This is a genomic window from Reyranella sp. GW821-FHT14A01 (assembly GCF_058803965.1).
Genome location: NZ_JBXAPM010000002.1, coordinates 506,881 through 526,083 on the forward strand (window position 1 = coordinate 506,881; position 19,203 = coordinate 526,083).

The following is a 19,203-nucleotide window of genomic DNA, read 5'->3' on the forward strand; positions in this document are numbered from 1 at the left end:
ATGTACCAGTTCGACTGGAGCGTCCTGTGGGGTGAAGGAGGACGCCTGCTCGCTCAAGGCGCTCTCGTGACGCTCGAGCTCGCGGCACTGTCGCTCGTTCTGGCGCTGCTGCTGGGCTTTCTGTTCGGTGTGCTGCGCTGGTCGCAGGTCGGGCTGCTGAAGCCCTTCTGCTGGTTCTATGTCGAGGTCATCCGCAACACGCCGCCGCTGGTACAGATCCTGTTCTGGTATTTTTCCGCGACCGTGATCCTGCCGCAGAGCGCCCTGATGGTGCTGCGGGACTACGGCTTCCAGTTCGTCGCGGTGGTCTTCGCACTGGGCGTCTATCACAGCGGCTTCATCGCCGAGATCGTGCGGGGCGGGCTCAACGCCATTCCGCGCGGCCAGTACGAGGCCGCCGAGGCCATCGGCTTCGGCTTCGCGCAGTCGGTTCGCTACATCCTGCTGCCGCAGCTCGTGCGCATCATCGCGCCGTCGATCGTCAACGAATCGGTGAGCCTCATCAAGAACACCTCGCTCGCGCTGGCGATCGGGGTTGCCGACATCACCTACCAGGCGCGCCACATCGACTATACGAGCTTTCGCGGCGTCGAAGCCCTCACGGCGATCACCGTCTTCTACCTCGTCGTCTGCTCGACGATCTCGGCATTGGGACATGTGCTCCAGCGCCGGCTGTCGCGGAACAGGCGGAGCGCGGCATGAACTGGGAACTCGTCTTCACCGAGAACAATGTCCGGCGCCTGCTGATCGGCGACTGGCCGAAGTCGCTGGGCGGCGTTGCCCTCACCGTCGAATTGTCGCTGATCGGCATCGCACTGGCCACGGTGCTGGGCCTGCTGGTCGGCTATCTGCGCTTCGCCGGGCCGCGGCCGGTGCGATGGATCGCCGGCGGCTACGTGGAACTCCTGCGCAACATTCCGCTCCTGGTCCTGATCTTCTGGGCCTATTTCGCGCCGCCCTATTTCGGCTTCGAGACGACGAAATTCGCGAGCGTGCTGGCGGCGATCGTGCTCTTCAACGCAGCCTATCTCGCGGAAATCGTCCGCGGCGGCCTTCTGTCGGTTCCCGTCGGCCAGATCGAGGCGGCGCGCGCGATGGGCATGTCGCCTTTCCAGCTGGCAGCCTACGTCCTCCTGCCGATCGCCGTGTACAACTCGATCCCGGCAATGACGGGGCGCTACATCACCCTGCTCAAGGGAACGTCGCTCGCCTTCCTGATCGGCCTCGCGGAAGTGACGGAGATCGGCCGGCAGATCAACAATCGGCTCCTCACGGCGCCGGTCGAGGTCTATGCCACCCTCCTGGGGATCTACTTCTGCCTGAACCGGGCGCTCAGTGCGGCCACCGGGCTGCTCGAGGATCGTCGTCGCTTCAACCGGATCGTCTGCTTCTTCGCCCGGTGATCGCGGGAAGCCGACGCGCGCCGGTCAGAGGTTCTGGAGCTTGTTCTCGACGCCGAGGATGTGGCGGCCGACCATCTCGACATGGCCCAGCATGCCCTGGAGATGCTGGCTGGCGCTCATGGCGTCGCGGAAGCGGCGCTCGAACGGCGCCGAATTGAGCATGGCCGTCGTGCCCGCCGCCCGGTAGGCGGCGATCGACACGTCGCTCGCCTCGTTCATGCCGTAGGTCGTCGCCAGGCGCAGCCGCATGCGGCCATCGACATCGAGCGTGCCGTTGGCCGCCTTGTCGTAGGCCGCGACGGCCTCGGCGTGCAGGTAGGCGCGGGCGGCCGAGAGCTTGGCTTCGAGCAGGGCGACCTCGCGCTGGATCGCATTGTTGGCCGACATGGGGTTGATCGAGGCCCGGCTGTGCTTGCCGCCGCGCGCCATGTCGATGAAGGTCTCGAGCAGGCGGCGCCCGAGGCCCAGGGTCACGCTGCAGAAGCCGCTGGCATAGAGCAAGGTCGATCCCATCGTGTAGAGCGGCCCGGGTTCGCGCCGCTCCTGCAGCGCATCGCGCGCCGGCGCATGCGCGTCGGGGATGAACAGGTCCTCGAGCGTGTAGGTGTCGCTGCCGGTGCCGCGCAGGCCGAGCACGAACCAGTCGTCGACGATCTTCGCGTCGCTGCGCTTGAACACGAAGCTGCGGTCGTCGGCCTTGCCGTAGCGCTGGTGCGGCGTGCCGTCGGGATTCTGCACGGCGCTGTGCGCGCCCATCCAGGTCGTGTGGCGACCGCCGCTGGCGAAGCTCCAGGTGCCGCTCAGCCGGTAGCCGCCCTCGACGCGGATCGCCTTGCTGGTGCCGTTGCGCGCGCCCCAGGCGAGGCCGACGCCGGGCGTGCCCCAGAAGGAGGCCGCCGCTTCGGGCGGCATCGCGGCGGCCGAGGTCGCGGAGGAGACGTTGGACTGGTTGACGAACCAGGCGACGCTGGCATCGGCACAGGCGATCGCCTCGACGGCCTTGCAGTAGTCGAGGAGGTGGATCTCCTGGCCGCCCAGGCTTCCGGGCAGCAGCAGGCGCAGCATGTCGTTCGCCACCAGCGCGTCCACCACCTCCGGCACGACCTCGCGGCGGCGGTCCATCTCCGCGCCGTGCGCGTCGAGCAGCGGCTGCAGGGCGCGCGCCCGTTCTGCTGCGCTGAGGGTCTTTGCCGTCTGAACGCTGTCCATGGGTTCCTCGGGAATTGCTTCTTTCGTCGCATACTGGGCGGCTTTGCCGGACGGTCAATCGTTTGACTGCGAAAGCGACCATCCAGCGAAAGATGGCCAACGATCGACCGCGCGCGCCGGCGGTTTCCCGGTACAATACGGCCAGCGTGAGAGTACCGAACCAGCATCGCATGACCAGGGACGACGACGAGCCAGGGACACTGTCCCGGCGGACGCTCCTCGCCCTCGCGCTGCCGGCGGCGGGCCTGGTGCCGGGCCGTGCCGCGCACGCTGTCCCCGGCGAGCCGCCCTATCCCAATCGCCCTCTGCGCATCGTCGTTCCCGCGGCGCCGGGCGGTCCGACCGATGCGATCGTGCGGCTGATCTCGCCCGGTCTCACGGCACGGCTCGGCCAACCCGTCATCGTCGTCAATCGGGCCGGTGCCGGCGGCAACATCGGCGTGCTGCAGGTCGCCCGGTCGGCGCCCGACGGCTACACGGTCCTGACCGCGTCGAGCAGCTTCGTCGTCAATGCGAACCTCTACCGCGAGCCGGGTTACGACCCGCTGCGGGATTTCCTGCCGATCACGGAGCTCGGAGCCTCGCCGAACGTGATCCTCGTCCATCCGACGTCGGGCATCACGTCGATCGCGCAGCTCATCGAGAGGGCGAAGCGCGGGCCGGACAGGCTCAACGTCATCAATCCGGGGCCGGGCTCGACGCCGCATCTCACGTCCGAGCTGCTGCAACTGAGCACCGGCATCGTCGTCGAGAACATTCCCTACGGCGGCGCCGCGCCGGCCATCCAGGCGCTGCTGGCGAACACGGCTCCCGTGGGCATCACCGCCCTGCCGCCGGCCCATGCGCACATCAAGTCGGGCGCGCTGCGGGCGTTGGCGATCACGGGAGAGACGCGCTGGTTCGACCTGCCCGAGGTGCCCACGATGCGCGAGTTGGGTTATTCTGGGATGGTGTCGGAGACCTTCCAGGCGATGTTCGTCCCGGCCGGGACGCCGCCCGCGGTCGTACGGCGGATCGTGCACGATACGCTCGAGGTGATGAAGGACCCGCAGGTCCTGGAGAGGCTGCGGGCCGCCGGCTTCGACGTCCGCGTGCTGGGACCGGAGGCGCTGGCCGAGCGAGTGGCGCGCGATGTCGCGATCTGGCGTGACGTCATACGCGAGGCGCGCATCGACCAGATGTAGCGCGGGCGCCTATCGAGAGAGACCGGCCGCGATGCGGCGGTCGCGCACGACGGCCTCGACGATGGCGGCCGGTCCGTCGAACTGCAGCGGGATATTGGCGAGGCGGGCCTGGGTCTGCACGGACTTGTCGGTGCGCAGTCCCAGCAGCGCCGATGTCAGCCGGTCGGTCACCGGCCGCGGCGTCGCCAGCGGCGCGAACAGGCCGAAGCTGATCGTGTAGGCGAGCTTGGGATCGCCCGCGAGCTCGGCCAGGGTCGGCACGTTCGGCAATTGCTGCGAGCGGCGCGCGCCCGAGGTTGCAAGGATGCGCAGCTTGGTGCGGTCGCGGGCATTGTGCAGCAGCGCGGTGCGCGTATCGAGGACCGCGATGTCGGTGCGGCGCGTCAGCAGCATTTCGACGGCGGCGTTGGTGCCTGCCACCTCGATCGCGTCGAACGTCAGCTTCAGGCGGCGTTCGACCAGCGCCAGCAGCAGGCCGATGGTGGAGTCATGGCCCGTCGTCGCGGCCTTCAGCCGGCCGGCATGCGCCGCCGTCAGCAGGTCGGACCAATTCTGGATGTCGGAGAATTCGTTCACCGCCAGCGCCGTCGAGAATCCGCGCGTGATCTTGGCGACCGGCTGCAGGCGCGCCAGCAGCGGCTCGGCCGGCGTCTCCTGCAACACGAGATTGAGGATTTCGGCGATCAGCAGCATGCGCCCGTCGGGCTCCGCGCCAATCACCTCCAGCGCGGCCCGCCGGCCCGCCTGGCCCAGCGTGTAGTCGAACTCCACCGGCTCGTTGAGCGCGGCCGAGAAACCGTCCTGGATGAGCTGGGCGCAAAGGTCGGTCGGATTGCCGACGCCGAAGCCGCAGATCAGGCGGACTGCCGTCGTGGCCGCAATCGCGCGACGCCCGACGAGCCCCGCCGCCGTTGCGGCCGTTCCCAGAAGCGCGTCGCGTCGAAGCAATTTCATGCAACCGATGATACAGGGCTCTGGGGAGCGCGCCACTCCAGTGGCGCTCAAGCTCGCTCCTGGCTAAGACATGAGCGCAACTGGAGTTGCGCGCTCCACTGAACGCTACGCGGCCAGCGCCGTCTCGCTGGCCGGGTCGCCGGCGATGCGGCTGTGCCACATGATGCGCTTCTGGGTCATGTCCCAGGGCGTCGCCTGGTGCAGCAGGCAGCGATTGTCCCACAGGACCGCGTCGCCCGCGGCCCAGTCGTGATGGTAGGTGCGCGGGCGCTGGCAGGCGAAGTCGATCAGCTCCTGCAGGAAGCGCTCGGACTCGGCCGGCTCCAGTCCCGGAATGGCGTGGGCGTGGCGGCCGATCAGCAGCGACTTGCGGCCGGTCTCGGGATGCGTCTTCACCAGCGGACGCAGCGGCACCGGCCCGTCGTGCAGCCCGTAGCCGCTGTATTCGCCATCGGCCATCTTCGTCTCGTGGCCGAGCCTCGACTGGCTGTAGTGCAGCGAGTGATGGGCCTGCAGCGTCTCGACGCGTGCCTTGCGTTCGTCGTCGAGCGCGTCGTAGGCGGCGCGCATGTCGGCAAAGCCGGTCTGGCCGCCGACGGTCGGAACGACCTCGGCGCTGAACACCGCGCCCTTGGCCTGGACCGGCATGTAGGTGCTGTCGGCATGCCAGCCCATGTTGCCCTTCAGGATCTTCATGACGTCGTCATTGTCCTTCTCGACGCGAAGCGTGCCGTCGGAGCGGACGTTGCTGATCGCGGCCATCTCGAATTCGAGCGGACCGAAGCGCTTGGCGAAGGCGATCTGCTCGGCGCGCTTGAGATGCTGGTCGGGAAAGACGAGCAGCGCGTAGTCGAGCCAGGCGGCGTGCAGGTCGCGCCACCCGGCGTCGTCGAGATCGACAAGCTTCACGCCGGTGACGACGGCGCCGAACGTGGCGTCGAGCGGGGTGATGTCGAAGGCACGTGCCATGCGAATCCTCCTGATCGTTTTCGCCAGTGTAGCGCGCCCACGCCAAAAGAGAACGGCCGGGCAATGCCCGGCCGTTCCTTCGTTTTTGTAGACGTGAAGCCTGATCTTACTGCACCACGATCTCGACGCGGCGGTTCTGAGGCTCGCGGACATTGTCGCCGGTCTGCACCAGCAGGCCCTGCTCGCCGCGGCCGATGACGGCGATGTTGGTCGCCGGCACGCCCTCGCGGACCAGCGCGTCCTTGACGGCGTTGGCGCGACGCAGCGACAGCGCCATGTTGTAGCTCTCCGAGCCCGACGTATCGGTATGGCCGGTCGCGGTGATGCGGGCATTGCCCTTCTGCTTATAGGCGCTGGCGGCCTGGCGGATCGTGGTCAGCGCCTGGTCGCTCAGGTTCGAGCGATCCCAGTCGAAGAACACCATGAACGACGGCGGGGTGACCGGCGCGGCGGCCGGCGGCGGCGGCGGAGCCGCGGCGGGGCCGCCGAACTTGTAGGCGACGCTCAACATCGTGGTGATGTTGTTGTTCTGGTACGCGCCCGGATTCGTCGTGCCATAGTAACGGCCGTCGAGGTTCACGCGGAAGTTCTGGTCGATGTTCCAACCGAGGCCGATGATGCCCTGGTAGGCGAACTGCGTGCTGCAGAGCGAGCAGCCGTTGATCGAGGAGTCGGCGAAGGCAATGCCGGCGCCGGCGCCGACATACGGCGTGATGGTCGCACCCGGGAAGAAGTCGTAGAGCAGGTTGGCCATGATGGCGAGCTGCTCGATGCGGCCGTTGGTATTGCTGAAGACGTTGCCGAAGTTGGCGGTGCCGCGACCGTTGTTGGAACGGAACACGCCTTCCAGCTCGACCCTGGGACCGACGAAGTCGTAGCCGACGAAGCCGCCGACCGCGTAGCCGAGGTCCATATTGTAGTTGTTGTTGTTCAGCAGCCAGTTCAGGCCGCCTTCGCCGCCGATGTAGAGGCCGGGGTTCGACGGGCCGGGAGACCACATGGACTGCGCATTGGCAGCCATCGGTGCGACCATGAGCGCCGCGGCGGCGAGAAGTGCCTTCTTCATTTTCAGGTTCCCTCATTGGGTGACACATCCAGACTCGGGATGCGTCGAACCAACGGAGGGTTGCCTGGGTTAGTTGCCTTTTTCAGGGAACCTGAAGGGTATTGGCCCCGCGACCGTGGCCGCGGGGCAACAGTTTCTCGGCAGGTCTACTGCATGAACCAGCCGTGGCTGACCACGGCGGACTGGCCGCTATGCACCGTGGTCTTGGCCGCGGCGTAGAAGAGGACCGCGTCGGCCACGTCGTCAGTCGTCGTGAATTGACCGTCGATCGTGTCCTTCAGCATGACGTTCTTGATCACCTCTTCCTCGGTGATCTTCAGCTCGGCGGCCTGTTCGGGGATCTGCTTCTCGACCAGCGGCGTGCGCACGAAGCCCGGGCACACGACGTTCGACGCGACGTTGAATTCCGCGCCTTCCTTGGCCAGCACCTTGCTGAGGCCGATCAGCCCGTGCTTGGCGGTGACGTAGGGCGCCTTGAGCTTGGAGGCTTCCTTGGAATGCACCGAGCCCATGAAGATCACGCGGCCGTACTTGGCGGCGTACATGTGCTTCAGGCAGGCCTTGGTCGTGAGGAAGGCGCCGTCGAGATGGATCGACAGCAGCTTCTTCCAGTCGGCGAAGGGGAAGTCGACCAGCGGCTTCACGATCTGGATGCCGGCGTTGCTCACCAGGATGTCGATCTTGCCGTACTTGGCGATGGTGTCGGCGATGCCCTTCTCGACCTGCGCCTCGTCGGTCACGTTCATGGCGACGGCGAAGGCATCGCCACCCTTGGCCTTGATCTCGTTCGCGGTCGCCGTGGCGGCGTCGAGATTGAGGTCGGCGATGACCGGCGTGCCGCCCTCGGCGGCCAGACGCAGCGCGATTTCCTTGCCGATGCCCGAAGCAGCACCGGTGACGATGGCAATTCTTCCTGTGAAACGCGACATGGTTTTTCCTTCTCTCTGCCTGGTTACTTCGCGAGATAGTCGAATACGACTTCACCGAGACCCAGGGTCAGGTCGGTGACGTAGTGGCTGGCCGAGACGACTTCGCGCACCGGCAGGCGCGAGACGTCGCACATGGCGTGATCGAAAAGCTGCAGCGCCGCCGGGCCGGTCCAGGCGCCCTTCACGGTGACGTCCTCGCAGTAGTAGCGCACCAGCTCGCAGATGCGCGGCGTGCAGTCGACGTGCGGCACGATCTTGATCATGAAGGCGGGCTTCGCGAGCGCCTTGACCAGCGGCGCATGGTCGATCTCGCGATGCTTGTAGCCCATGGTGGCGTTGACGCAGAGCACCGAGCCGTAGTGCAGCGTGCAGACCAGCGTCTCGCTCTCGTGCTTGATCTTCGGCGTGGCGAGCTTCTTGGGGAAACCCCAGATCTCGCGGCCGCCGGCGATCGGCGAGTTGTCGTCGAGGTACATGGCGTGCACGTAGCCGCCTTCCTGCACCTGCCCGTCCTTGTCCTTGAAGCGCACCGGGATGACCTGTCCGGTCTCGGTGTAGTCGCCGAAGCCCGTGGAATCGGGCATGCGGATGAATTCGTAGTTCACCGTGTCGCCCACCACCTCGAGCGGCTCCGGCACCACCGCGCGCAGCAGCTCGGGATCGGTGCGGTAGGTGATGACGACGAATTCGCGGTTGTAGAACTTGTACGGCGGCTTCGGATAGCTCGGGTTGTTGAGCGGCATCGCGAAGGCGTTCTTGCGGACGTCGTCGATCTTCATCTGTCGGTCTCCTTGCGGCCCTGCAGGGCGAGGTCGAACGTGAACACACCGTCCGGATTGGTCGGACGCTGCAAGACTTCGGGATGCTCCAGCGTGCGCTTCATGTCGGAGTATCCGGACTCCCAATGCTCCTCCATCGTGCGGCGCGAGAACTCGTAGTCCTTCGACGAGCCCTCGTATTTCTGCGCGCGATAGATCGTGTGGATGATGTTGTAGACCTTGCTGTCGGCCGCTTGCGCCAGCAGCTCGGCCTCCGGCGTCTGGCGCAGCTCCGGCGGCAGGCCGGCCAGGATCTTGGCCGTGGCGCGGCGCAGCGACTGCATCTGACGGAACTGGTCGGTGCCGGCGCGGGTGCGGCTGGAGTAGCGGATGTCCTTCATGCGCGTGTCGACCTCGACCATGTCGCGCGGCAGCTCGCCGCGCGCGCTCCACAGGTCGATCTGGAAGGCGAGCGTGTCGGCGCGCGGAAAGGCGTCGAGCACCCACTGCAGCGGCGTGTTCGAGACGATGCCGCCGTCCCAGTAGAACTCGCCGTCGACTTCGGCCGCCGGGAAGCCCGGCGGCAGCGAACCACTGGCCATCACATGCTGCGGCCCGATCGTGTGGGTGGCGTTGTCGAAATAGATGAAGTTGCCGGTCCTGACGTTGGTGGCGCCGACGCTGAAGCGGATTTCCTTCGCGTTGATGCGATCGAAGTCGACCAGCCGTTCGAGCAGCGTCTTGAGGGGGCCGACATCGTAGTAGGCGAGGTTTCCCGGATGGCCGGCGGGCATGAAGATCGGCGGCGGAAAGCGCGGCTGGAAGAATTCCGGCGCACCCCACATCATCGTCGCGACAGAGCGCATCTGGTTCACGAACTGGTGCTCGAGGTCGCTGTGGAAGTCGTAGCCCGTGAAGAGGGGACCACCCAGCGGTGGCCGGGTCACGGTCTCCCAGAAGGTGCGCAACTTCTCGACCCGCTGCTCCGGCGGATTGCCGGCGATCAGCGAGGAGTTGATGGCGCCGATCGAAATGCCGGCCACCCAGTCGGGATGGAGATCGCACTCGGACAGCGCCTGGTAGACGCCGGCCTGGTAGGAGCCGAGGGCGCCGCCGCCCTGCAGCAGGAGCGCGATGCGTTCGAAGGGAGGGCGGGGCCGGGGCACGGACTGTGTAGTGATCGCGCGGTCTCCTCTTTGGGCCACCTCGGTGCGGCGATACGTTCTGGCGCGCCCTTCGGACGGCGGCAACCGCGTTTCCGCAATTTCCGGACCGAACCCTTAGCGGCCGCCCATTATGCCTGCATGACAGGCAAGGCCTGCCGAGGTCAGGTGCGGCCGGTCGCCGCCCTGAAGGCAAGCCGGCACGGCCGGCATGCATAGTAGAGGCTCCAGAGGGCGGGGGGGAGCTTCATCGCCTCGTAGTCGCCGGCCGTCGGGGTGAAGGCGAGTTTCAGGGCTCCCGCGATCCGATCGATCCGCCGGTCGCACAGGAGAAGGTCTGCAAAGTGCTCGACCTGTGACGGCGGCGGCAGGCCCCGGCGCATGGTGCCGACCAGCGCGGCCGCGAGTCCGCGGACGCGGTCGCTGCTGGCAAGGCGGGGCGCGAGCGCCGGGGGAACGGCGACATTCATCAGTTCGTGCGCCATCGCACAGGCCAGCAGGACGGCATCGCCGCAGCCCCGTGTCCCTGCGCGCCCCTGCAGGGAAGCCCAGTCGAGGTCGCGATGCCGGTCGACCATGCGCGCAAAATCGCTCACCCATTTCAGCATGGCCCAGTTTTCCTTGGTGCCGTGCCCGGCCAGCAGCAAGGCAAGTTTCGGGGCCGAGAGCACGGGCACGTCGTGCCCGCCGACCGACAGAAGCGGCGGATCGTCCCAGATCTCTCCCGGCGCCAGAGGGAATGGCACATGCGTGCCGCTGAAATCCCAATGCAGGTCGATGGCGGCGCCGTCCTCGGCCCGGGTGAAGGCATATTGCTGCTGGGGCGCCAGGAAGGTCCGCCGGAACTGCCGGTCGCCCTGGGGGCTGGCGTAGCCCATCGACCCGATCGCGCGCTCGGCATCGTCGACCTGTGGACCCGGCACGATCACATCGACGTCGTTGTATTCCCGCCCGGCGAGGCCGCCGTAGAGGGCGAGGGCCAGGGTCGGGCCCTTGAAGGCTATGAAGGGGATCGATCGGTCGGACAGGGAAGCCGCCAGCCGGTGAAGCTCACCCGCCAGGGTCAGGGCTTTCAGGAGATGATGCTGGCGAAAGCGCTCGAACTCGGCCTTTGCGCTCTCCGGTATCGATTCCCAGGAGAGATCGCCGAGGCACTCGAGGAGGGCGGGGCGAACGCCGTGATCGGCGGCGAGGCGCATGAGCGCCTGGAGATCGATGCCCTTGCGGAGCATTTCCCGCAGGCGCGTCAGATCGGGCTGCGGACCCGCGGCGAGACAGAGGAACTGGAATTCAGGTGTCACCTCGGCACTCGCCTCGACGCCGGCGCTCACGCCGTCGAGGAAGGCAACTCAGGAAACGGAATCCCGGGACAGGCCATTCATGCCGCCACGGCCGGTGTTACGGCTCTTCCAGCCGTCGCGCCTGCCCTTGGAACTCCACTGGGTCAGTGTCACGTCGCGCAGAGCGCCCAGTTTGGTGAGGACGGGCCGCTCATAGGGCTTCTTGCCTGCGGGAAGCGAAAGCTCCGAGGCCTCTTCGCCCGTCTGCATCTTGTCCGCCATGGATCAGCCTTTCACACCCTAACGAGGCTACCGGATCGCTTCGACGAGGCCCTCGGCCTCGAGGCTTCCCAGTATTTGCATGACATCCTCCTGGCAAGCGGCTTCCGATACCTCGAATTCGGCCATCACCGAAGCGCAAAGATCGTCCACCGAGCGGGGCTGTTCGAGCGAATCCCAGATATGAACGCCGACGCCCTGGATGCCGAAATAGATCGCCCGCTCCAGGTCCAGGATCGCGACCTCGTCGTTAATCTTGCAGGAAACCTGCCGTGCCGACTTCTTGTAGAGGGGGGAAGACCCGTTCATGCGCAAACCTAGCAACAGATTAATTGCCTAGCAAATGCAATAACATTCAATCTTGCCGCATCAGGCACGTTTCCGCGCGAGCCAGTGGTCGAGCGCATGGACGTTGAGCGAGGTCGCGAGATCGGGGTCCGACGCGGCCCGGTCCGGCAGCAATTGCGGATTCACGTAGCGGGCGACGGCGGGGGAGGCCGGCAGCACCGGCAGGCCGAGTTCGCGCAGGGCCGCCACCTCCGGATAGCAGTCGAGCGGAGTCTTCTTGCGCGCCAGGACCTCCGCGGGCAGCCGGCCGCGCATCGCCTCGCGCACCAGCCGCTTCTTCCAGCCCCAGGGGACGGGCGGGACCGACAGCATGAATTCCAGGAGCCGAAGGTCGAGATACGGGTAACGCCATTCGAAACCGCCGAGCGATCCTTGAAAGGCACGCAGGTCGAAGTAGCCTTGCCAGATCGGGCTGGTGAACGAAGCGAACGCGGCCGGATGCCAAGGGTGCGAGGGGTCCCCTCCCAGGCCGAGAGTCTCCTGTCGCTCGGAGAGTTTCAGCCGGTCGGCAAAGTCGCGGCGCAGCCAGGCCGGCAGAAGGTCGACCGGCTCGAGCTCGGCCTCGCCCTGCAGCCCGGTATGGCGGCCGATCGTCTGTACCCAGCCGGTGAGCCCCTTGGCCGTGATGTATCCGATCAGGGCCTGCGCCAGCCGGCGCCACGAGCGGCGGCGGCGGAGCCATCCGAGATAGGCGTCGCGTTCGAGGGTGAGCGCATTGTCCGGCCCTTCCCCGTCCAGCCAGACGGGAGCGACGGCCGCCATCTCGCGCGCGACCTGCTGCATGGGGTGCGCGTTGACCAGCGCGACCATGGGTTCGCCGGTCCGCATCTCGCGCGTCCGCCACTGCGGGTCGTAGGCGATGTCGTCGGCAGGCCGGATGCGCAGCTCGATCCCGAGATGCCGCGCCGCGAGCGTGGCGTAGCGATCCTCGCCGATATGCATCAGCCTCTCATAGTGCTCGCATTCCGCGAAGACCCGCGACGGATCGCCGGTGACGTCGACGGCGGTCGCGGCCAGCGTCGTCGAATCGAGGCCTCCGCTCATCGCGATGCCGACCCGGCCGGCAGGCAGACGATCCGCGACGGCACGCGACAACATCTCGCGAAAGCGCTCGTGATAGGCGCCGGCACTGCGAAGATGGATCGGCTCGGCAATGTCGAGCCGCCAGTAGCGGCGCAGCGAGAGACCATTCTCGCCGAGTTTCAGCAGGTGCGCCGGCGCGAGTCTCTTGATGTCGCGATACACCGTGCGCTCGAACTCGCGCGACACGCCGAGCACGAGGAAGTCGGCGATCCAGTATTCGTCGAGCGCAGCGCTGGTCGGCACCTGTTTGGCCAGCCAGTCGAGGGAGTCGCCAATGAGCCACGCATCCGCGGTTCTCGAATGGAAGAGCGTGTGCACACCCAATTGATCACGCAAGCCGAGCAGGCACTGCGCTTCGTCGTCCCACAGGACGAAGGCGAAGTCGCCGGCGAGAAACTCGGTGAAGCCTTCGCCCCACTTCGCATAGGCAAGAAGGCAAAGCATCGCGTCCGTCGCGGTCTCGGCGGAGGCGCCGAGCCGCGCACGAAGCTCGTCGCGTGCATCGAGGCGGAAGCGGCCGGCGATCCAGTAGCGTCCGGCCAGCGAAGCAGATGTGCTGTCCGGTCCGGCATTGAAGGCCGTTCGTCGAGTCCGGCCGATGACCTCGAAGCCGGATGGCAAGGGTCGCGCATCGATCGGTTCTTTTCCGATACTGAGGAGTGCGGCGAACACTAGCCTTGCGTGCCCAACGTCTCGCGCGCGTCCCAGGCGGTGAGCCGGGTGTAGCGCTCATGCTCTTCCTCGCCAATGACCACGACGCCATCGTGAACGAGCCAGGCATGCGCCATGAAGTCCGTGGTGCCGCCCGCGACGCCAATGTGAACCTGCGAGGAATGGCCGGCCGAGGACAGGAGGCGCTGGAGCGCCAGCGCCGAACTGAGGCAGGTGGTGCCGGGCACGCGCCGGGCGGCGGCGCGAACCGACCAGATGATGCGGTCGGCCGAGCCGCTGCCTTTGCGGACCTCACCGGTCCAGGCGCGAAGCCGCTCGATCGACACGAGGTGCAAGGCGCCGCGTACGATCACCAGCGTTGCGGCCGCCTTCACCAGCAACAGGCGGTCGCTTCCTGGCAAGGTGAAGAAGGCTCCCAGGCGTTTCATGGTCCGATGGTCCGGCGGATTTCGTGGGCGACGCCGTCCAGCGCCTCGACGGTGCGCGGATAGCGCAGCGCATGGACCGGCAGCAGCTCGGCCACGCGTGCGACGAAGCGGATCTGGCGCTGCAGGCGGTTACTTGCGGCGTACCGCGTGTCCATGGCCGAGGACATCAGGGTCTTCGCGAGGTCCAGCCCGTTCAGTCGGATGCTCGAAATCTCCACGATCTCGTCATCCTGTTCGCCGAGATGGAACAGGGCGGCGAGCGGCGACGGCGCGCGAGGGCGGCGCACCTCCTGGCGCGGCCGGACCATGATCTTGCCGCTCAACGCGTTGAAATGTCCGTCGGCCACGGCATCGGGCAGGAAGCTCGTGGCCGGCTGGTCGAGCAGCTTCAGGCGATAGGGGCCGGGATAGGCCAGGATCGCATCGTCCGCGAACCGCACGCGCAGCATGTCGTCGGTGACCAGGTCGGCGCCGCGGCTGATCAGGTAAGCGGCGAGCGTCGACTTGCCCGCGCCGCTGGGGCCCAGCAGTCCGACGGCGCGGCCGTCCATCTCGAGCACCGTCGCATGAAGCGTCTCCTCGCCCTGCAAGGTGAGCGAGGCGCTGACGATGAAGTTCAGGAGGTTGGCCTCGAAGGCCCGCTGCTCCACGTCGCCCAGCATCCGGCAGATCGCCGTTCGGCCGTCCGCGGAAATCGTGGCTTCGAAGACCTCGCTCGACTTCATGTAGACGCTGCCGTCATCCAGCACGACATGCTCGATCCAGTCGTCGGGATCGCGGGCGCCGCCGGGAGCGATCGACTGGAAATAATCCGCCGATCCGGCGAGCAGCCTGATGTCGGCGGCGCCGTCGCTGCCCGCCGCTTCGTGCACCGACGTCAGCGGCAGCTCGCTCTCGATCACGAGACCGTAGACGAGATAACGATGGCGGTTCACGGGCACTCCTGCCGGCGGCCCGGGACGGACAGCTTGCATGCTCATAGCAGAATGCCTTGACTTCCTCGATTGATGCGACAGCTTAGCCCGACACGATACCGCAGCGGTCGTGCTGGAGTTAGACGACGCGCATGATCCGAATCGATTTTTCCGGGGTTCCGACCGAGGGGCTCGCCCAGTCGAAGGAGATCGAGGCCGCCTTCGACGGATTCACGCGCGAAGGCTATGTCATCCTCGACAATATCGTTCCCGCCGACACGATCCGCGCGCTGCATGCGGAGTTCGTCGACCGCTATGAAGACCAGATCAGGGACAAGGAAACCGCCGGTTCGCTGGAGGTCGGCGGCCGGCGGTTCATGATCCCGCTGCATTTCTCCGGCAGCCTGGGCGCGGCGCAGGTCTTTGCCAATCCCTACGTGATCGCCCTGATGCGCACCATCCTCGACGACGAGGCGATAATAGAGGCCTTCGGCGCGATCCTCTCGCTGAGCGGCGCCGAGGAACAGCACATCCATCACGACGGCCCGATCCTGTTCAACTCGGAGATCTCACGCCTGCTGCCGGCCTATGCCATGACCTTCGCTCTCCCCTTGGTCGAGATGAACGAGATGTCGGGCACCACGGCGCTGTGGCCGGGCAGCCACCGGCGGGGCGACCATGAAGGGGCCGAGCCGGAGCGGCCGACCATTCCGCTCGGCTCCGGCGTGATGTGGGACTTCCGCACCTATCACAGCGGGATGGCCAACCGGTCCGGTCATGTGCGGCCGATGGTCTATGCCACCTACGCGCGGCGCTGGTACCAGGATCCGGTCAACTTCCGGAAGGAGACGCTGCAGCGCCTCGTCTTCGAGCCAGGCTTCCTCGGCAGCGTGCCGGAGGACCTGCGCAAACTATTTGCCCACGTGCGTCCCGCCGCCTGATGCGCGCCTCTCCGCAGCAGCTCGCCTCTGCTTTCGAAATGCTGCTGAAGCAGTCCGAGTTGTCGCCCGAGGATACCGAGCGGCGCATCCGGGAAGCCTACGACATCGACCGCTGGCGCAGCCTCGCGCCCTTCGCCTCCATCGGAGAGGAGGGCGATGCGGGCCCGGCGCGTATTTCCGACGCCGATGCCGCACGCGAGAAGCGCCGCCTCGACAAGGACGGTTACTTCAGGCTGCAGCACGTGTTTGACCCGGCGCGCATCGCCACGATGCGGCGCATCGTCGAGGCGGTTCGTGCCGATGGCTGGCCGGTCGCCTTTGCCTTCGTCTTCGACGAGTTCTGGACCATCGCGCGGTCGCCCGAGGTCGCATCCTTCATCGAGGCCGCGGTCGGCGAGGGATATTTCCAGAACACGGTCGTCTGGGCGCACTGGGTTTCGGGCGAGCGGGGCGTGGCCGGCTGGAGCCCGCACGACGATTACCGCACCGGCGGCGATACGTTCCTCTCGGCGTGGATTCCCCTGTCGGACGCCACCGTCGAGAATGGCTGCATGTTCCTGCTGCCCGCCGGCTTCTCGCGCGACATCTCCGAGGCCGTCGACACCGACAGGCCGCTGCCGCCGCGTGTCGTTCGCGCCGCGCTGCAGGACGTGATTGCCCTGCCGGTCGATGCCGGCGCGATGATCGGCTGGCGCGGCGACATCCTCCACTGGGGCGGCGCCAATGCCGGCGGCGCCGAGCCCCGCCTCAGCCTGGCGCTCGAGTTTCGCAGGCGGGGTGCCAGCGCGTCGAAATTCGGAAGCCCGCTGATCGACCCGCGCGTGCCGCTGCCGCCGTTCAGATTGCGCCTGTTCGCCATCGTGAAGGCGCTGCGCGAATACACCAAGTTCGAGCCATTGCTGATGCGCTACCTGCCGCTGGCCGAGCGCATCTTTGCCGAGACGTCGGACGCCAGCGCTTCTGTGTCGAACGCGCCGCCGGCATCGTAGGTCAGCCAGCCCCGCTGCGACGGGAACATCCCGTCGGCCAGCACGATGCCGTCGCACAGCAGGCCGGTGACATGGCCGAACGTCCCCCGTGTCGTGACCAGGAGATCGGCCTCGATCATCTCGCGCATGCTCCACAGCGGATCGGCGTCGAGGAACAACTGGCTGTCGGGGACGTCGAGCCTAGAGAAGTCGGCCGGAACGCCCTGGGAGAAGAGGCGCAGCGTGTGATCGATGCCAAGCTCGCGGAGGATCGCACGGAGTTGCACGACCACCCGCGCCAGGCAGGCCATGTCGGTCGCATCCTGCGAATGGAAGTCGTTCGGATTGCGCCGCCGCACATGGATGCAGACGCTGGGCGGTGCGTTCGTGCGCGGCGCCTTGTCCAGATAGTATTTGCGCCTGAGATCGCGAACGAATGCTTCGTCGAAGGGAGCGTCTTCGTCCGCGACCCCGAACAGGCCGCGCAGCATTGGGAAGGTGAAGGCGAAGTTGATGGCCTCGCGCGTGTCGGTCGCCTCGCCCGCACCGAGATTGAACTGTGCTTCACAGGCTGCCGCCCAGTCACGCATCGGGCGGTCGGCGTGATGGACCTCGGTGAAGGGCGTGTGAACATAGGTGAGGCCCTGGGCGCGCGCGAACGCGATGGCCCCCATCGTCATCAGCGCCTGCGAGCCGACGCCTTCGCGCGTCGAGGGGATGCAGGTGATCCTGTCGATCTTCCCGCGCCCGACGAGCTGCCGCACATACTGCCGGAACAGCCTGTCGTCGGCGGTGAAAGAGGGCGTGCGGCCGAGCGCTCTTTTCACGGCGTTCTTGGCGAGGCTGCGCGCGTAGCCCAGCGATCCGCCGGCCAGCAACCGGAGCGCGGCCTTGTTCACACCAGCCTGCCTTCGACCAGCACGACGTGACGGTCGGCCGCGGCGATGGCGGCGGGGCGATGGGTGACGAGCAGGATCGTCGCGCGTCCCTTCAATCCGGCGATGGTCTCGAGGATGCGCTCCTCGTTGCCGGCATCGAGCGCACTGGCCGGCTCGTCGAGCAGGATCAGCCGCGGTGCGCGCAACAGCAGGCGCGCCAGCGCCAGCCTCTGCCGCTCGCCGCCTGACAGGCTGGCGCCGCGGTCGCCGACGATCGTATCAAGACCCTGCGGCAGCGCGGCGACGAAGTCGGCGAGGCCTGCGAGTCGCAACGCGTCCCGCATCGTGGCGTCGGTGGCGTCGGATCGAGCCCAGGCGAGATTGGCGCGGATCGAGGCGTGGAAGAGGAAAGCCTCCTGCGCCATCGTACCGACCGAGCGCCGCCACGCCGCCGCGATCTGCGGCGTGAGCACGCGCCCGTCGATCAGGATGCGTCCCGATTGCGGCGTGAGCAGACCGCCCAGCAGGTCGAGGATCGTGCTCTTGCCGGCGCCGGACACGCCCGACAGCACGGTGAGCGAGCCGGCCGGCAGCGACAAGTCAACGCCGCGCAGGATCTCCGGCTGGCCCCCATAGCCGAAGCGAACATCCTCCAGCCGGATCTCGCGCTCGAAGACGACAGGCTCCCGCGTGGCTGTGCCCGGCGCATCGGCCGCCCCCTCGCAGGCTTCGACCGCGCCGGCGACGACTTTGTAGGCCGGCGATGCATGGACGAATTGCTGGCCGAGTTCCTGCACGCTCTGCAGCATCGGCAGCAGCCGTTGGAAGACCAGGATCAGCACCAGCAGGTCAGCGAGCGGCAGCCCGGCCCAGCTCGCCGCCGCCCACAGGAAGCCCGCCAGCGCGACGGCGACCAGGCAGTCGAGCAGGAAGCGCGTGTCGGCCTGCAGGCGGTTCGCCGCGAGATCTGCGCCCTCGGCGCTGCGGGCGGCATCGGCGAAGGCCTGCACGTGCTGGGTCTCCGCGCCATAGGCCTTGGTGAGCTTCAGTGCCTGCAGGAACTCGGTGATCTCGCGGCTGAGGCGCAGGTTGGCGTGCGACGCGGCTTCGCCGAGGCGTCGGCTCGCGGCGAGCTTGTGCCGCATCAGCCAGATCAGCGCCGCGCCGAAGGCGATGGCGAGCGCGGTGAAGCCCGGCGCGATGGCGAAGGCGACGACGAAATGCGCCAACAGGATCGACAGGCGCGCCGGCACTTCGAGCAGCAGATGGGTCGCGTGCTCGACCCGCTCGATCTCGGTCGAGAACAGTGCCTGGAAGTCGGCGGCCCGCTGGCGCTGAAGGTACGGCCATGACGCGTGGGCAATGGCGGCGTAGGTCCTGACCCGCAACGCCACGGCGAAATCGAAGGAGAGGCGGGCCGTCGCCAGTTGCCGCGTGCGCGAGACCAGGGCGCGGACCAGCACGATGCCGAGGAACACCAGCAGCAGGCCGGGCAAGCTCTTCGGCAGGAAAGCGAACAGGCCGCCCTGGGGACCGGCATCGGTGGCGCCCAGCGAATTCAGCAGCGGCACGAGCAGCGCGAGGCCCAGCCCGTCCGTGGCCCCCGCGAGCACGATCAGCAAGGTCAGGAAGGCCAGCCGTCCGGCGCCGGCCTGTCCGCTGCGCAGGCGCCAGGCCGCCCGAAGATCATCCAGCATTTGAGTCGGCTTCCTCCCCATTCAAATGGGGAGGTGTCGGCGTAGTCGCCGACGGAGGGGTCATAAGCTTCGCGACGCCC

Annotated in this window: 20 protein-coding genes; 5 read left to right on the forward strand and 15 right to left on the reverse strand. The window is 67.2% G+C overall.

Going from position 1 to position 19,203, the window contains the following annotated elements:
• Together AC1ROX_RS06210 and AC1ROX_RS06215 are read left to right on the forward strand one after the other, a co-directional pair.
• Complete coding sequence (locus AC1ROX_RS06210) at positions 1-702, forward strand: amino acid ABC transporter permease (RefSeq protein WP_493123473.1); 702 nt, start codon at positions 1-3, stop codon at positions 700-702.
• Complete coding sequence (locus AC1ROX_RS06215; RefSeq protein WP_493123475.1) at positions 699-1,403, forward strand: amino acid ABC transporter permease; 705 nt, start codon at positions 699-701, stop codon at positions 1,401-1,403. Before AC1ROX_RS06210 ends, AC1ROX_RS06215 begins: the two co-directional genes overlap by 4 nt.
• Positions 1,404-1,427: 24 nt before the next feature.
• Here AC1ROX_RS06215 and AC1ROX_RS06220 read toward each other — a convergent pair whose 3' ends face one another.
• Entirely contained in the window at positions 1,428-2,612 is a 1,185-nt protein-coding gene (locus AC1ROX_RS06220) for an acyl-CoA dehydrogenase family protein (protein WP_493123477.1), read from the reverse strand.
• A 170-nt stretch (positions 2,613-2,782) separates the two neighbouring features.
• Here AC1ROX_RS06220 and AC1ROX_RS06225 point away from each other — a divergent pair, with 170 nt between their 5' ends.
• On the forward strand, positions 2,783-3,796 hold the full coding sequence (locus AC1ROX_RS06225) for a Bug family tripartite tricarboxylate transporter substrate binding protein (protein WP_493123479.1): 1,014 nt from the start codon (positions 2,783-2,785) through the stop codon (positions 3,794-3,796).
• Positions 3,797-3,805: 9 nt separating this feature from the next.
• Here AC1ROX_RS06225 and AC1ROX_RS06230 read toward each other — a convergent pair whose 3' ends face one another.
• The 12 genes from AC1ROX_RS06230 to AC1ROX_RS06285 form a co-directional block, all read right to left on the reverse strand.
• Positions 3,806-4,750 carry a tripartite tricarboxylate transporter substrate-binding protein gene (locus AC1ROX_RS06230; RefSeq protein ID WP_493123481.1) on the reverse strand — a complete coding sequence of 315 codons (945 nt, stop codon included), beginning with the start codon at positions 4,748-4,750 and terminating at the stop codon, positions 3,806-3,808.
• A gap of 105 nt (positions 4,751-4,855) precedes the next feature.
• Entirely contained in the window at positions 4,856-5,719 is an 864-nt protein-coding gene (locus tag AC1ROX_RS06235; protein ID WP_493123483.1) for a TauD/TfdA dioxygenase family protein, read from the reverse strand.
• 106 nt (positions 5,720-5,825) lie between these two features.
• On the reverse strand, positions 5,826-6,785 hold the full coding sequence (locus tag AC1ROX_RS06240) for an OmpA family protein (protein ID WP_493123485.1): 960 nt from the start codon (positions 6,783-6,785) through the stop codon (positions 5,826-5,828).
• Positions 6,786-6,931: 146 nt separating this feature from the next.
• The gene (locus AC1ROX_RS06245) at positions 6,932-7,714 is read right to left on the reverse strand and encodes a 3-hydroxybutyrate dehydrogenase (protein WP_493123487.1); all 783 of its coding nucleotides are present in this window, start codon (positions 7,712-7,714) and stop codon (positions 6,932-6,934) included.
• Positions 7,715-7,737: 23 nt separating this feature from the next.
• A complete protein-coding gene (locus tag AC1ROX_RS06250) occupies positions 7,738-8,493 on the reverse strand; it encodes an acetoacetate decarboxylase (protein WP_493123489.1) in 756 nt (251 codons plus the stop codon).
• Complete coding sequence (locus AC1ROX_RS06255; RefSeq protein ID WP_493123491.1) at positions 8,490-9,638, reverse strand: patatin-like phospholipase family protein; 1,149 nt, start codon at positions 9,636-9,638, stop codon at positions 8,490-8,492. The genes AC1ROX_RS06250 and AC1ROX_RS06255 overlap by 4 nt, the downstream gene beginning before the upstream one ends.
• Before the next feature lie 161 nt (positions 9,639-9,799).
• Positions 9,800-10,936, reverse strand: coding sequence for a nucleotidyltransferase domain-containing protein (locus AC1ROX_RS06260; protein ID WP_493123493.1), 1,137 nt, complete (start codon positions 10,934-10,936; stop codon positions 9,800-9,802).
• A 48-nt stretch (positions 10,937-10,984) separates the two neighbouring features.
• Positions 10,985-11,197, reverse strand: a complete 213-nt coding sequence (locus AC1ROX_RS06265; protein WP_493123495.1) for a lasso RiPP family leader peptide-containing protein — start codon at positions 11,195-11,197, stop codon at positions 10,985-10,987.
• A gap of 27 nt (positions 11,198-11,224) precedes the next feature.
• On the reverse strand, positions 11,225-11,503 hold the full coding sequence (locus AC1ROX_RS06270) for a PqqD family protein (protein WP_493123497.1): 279 nt from the start codon (positions 11,501-11,503) through the stop codon (positions 11,225-11,227).
• A gap of 60 nt (positions 11,504-11,563) precedes the next feature.
• On the reverse strand, positions 11,564-13,246 hold the full coding sequence (locus AC1ROX_RS06275; RefSeq protein ID WP_493123499.1) for an asparagine synthase-related protein: 1,683 nt from the start codon (positions 13,244-13,246) through the stop codon (positions 11,564-11,566).
• Between the two features lie 50 nt (positions 13,247-13,296).
• Positions 13,297-13,725: a lasso peptide biosynthesis B2 protein gene (locus AC1ROX_RS06280; protein WP_493123501.1), complete on the reverse strand. Its 429-nt coding sequence runs from the start codon at positions 13,723-13,725 to the stop codon at positions 13,297-13,299.
• The gene (locus AC1ROX_RS06285) at positions 13,722-14,660 is read right to left on the reverse strand and encodes an HPr kinase/phosphorylase (protein ID WP_493123503.1); all 939 of its coding nucleotides are present in this window, start codon (positions 14,658-14,660) and stop codon (positions 13,722-13,724) included. The genes AC1ROX_RS06280 and AC1ROX_RS06285 overlap by 4 nt, the downstream gene beginning before the upstream one ends.
• Positions 14,661-14,791: 131 nt before the next feature.
• Between AC1ROX_RS06285 and AC1ROX_RS06290 the strand changes: the two genes are divergently transcribed.
• Together AC1ROX_RS06290 and AC1ROX_RS06295 are read left to right on the forward strand one after the other, a co-directional pair.
• Positions 14,792-15,580 carry a phytanoyl-CoA dioxygenase family protein gene (locus AC1ROX_RS06290; RefSeq protein WP_493123505.1) on the forward strand — a complete coding sequence of 263 codons (789 nt, stop codon included), beginning with the start codon at positions 14,792-14,794 and terminating at the stop codon, positions 15,578-15,580.
• A complete protein-coding gene (locus tag AC1ROX_RS06295) occupies positions 15,580-16,569 on the forward strand; it encodes a phytanoyl-CoA dioxygenase family protein (RefSeq protein WP_493123508.1) in 990 nt (329 codons plus the stop codon). The genes AC1ROX_RS06290 and AC1ROX_RS06295 overlap by 1 nt, the downstream gene beginning before the upstream one ends.
• Here AC1ROX_RS06295 and AC1ROX_RS06300 read toward each other — a convergent pair.
• Together AC1ROX_RS06300 and AC1ROX_RS06305 are read right to left on the reverse strand one after the other, a co-directional pair.
• Positions 16,488-17,447, reverse strand: a complete 960-nt coding sequence (locus AC1ROX_RS06300; RefSeq protein ID WP_493123510.1) for a hypothetical protein — start codon at positions 17,445-17,447, stop codon at positions 16,488-16,490. The two genes, AC1ROX_RS06295 and AC1ROX_RS06300, sit on opposite strands and share 82 nt — an antisense overlap.
• Complete coding sequence (locus AC1ROX_RS06305) at positions 17,444-19,123, reverse strand: ABC transporter ATP-binding protein (RefSeq protein ID WP_493123512.1); 1,680 nt, start codon at positions 19,121-19,123, stop codon at positions 17,444-17,446. The genes AC1ROX_RS06300 and AC1ROX_RS06305 overlap by 4 nt, the downstream gene beginning before the upstream one ends.
• Positions 19,124-19,203: the final 80 nt, after the last annotated feature.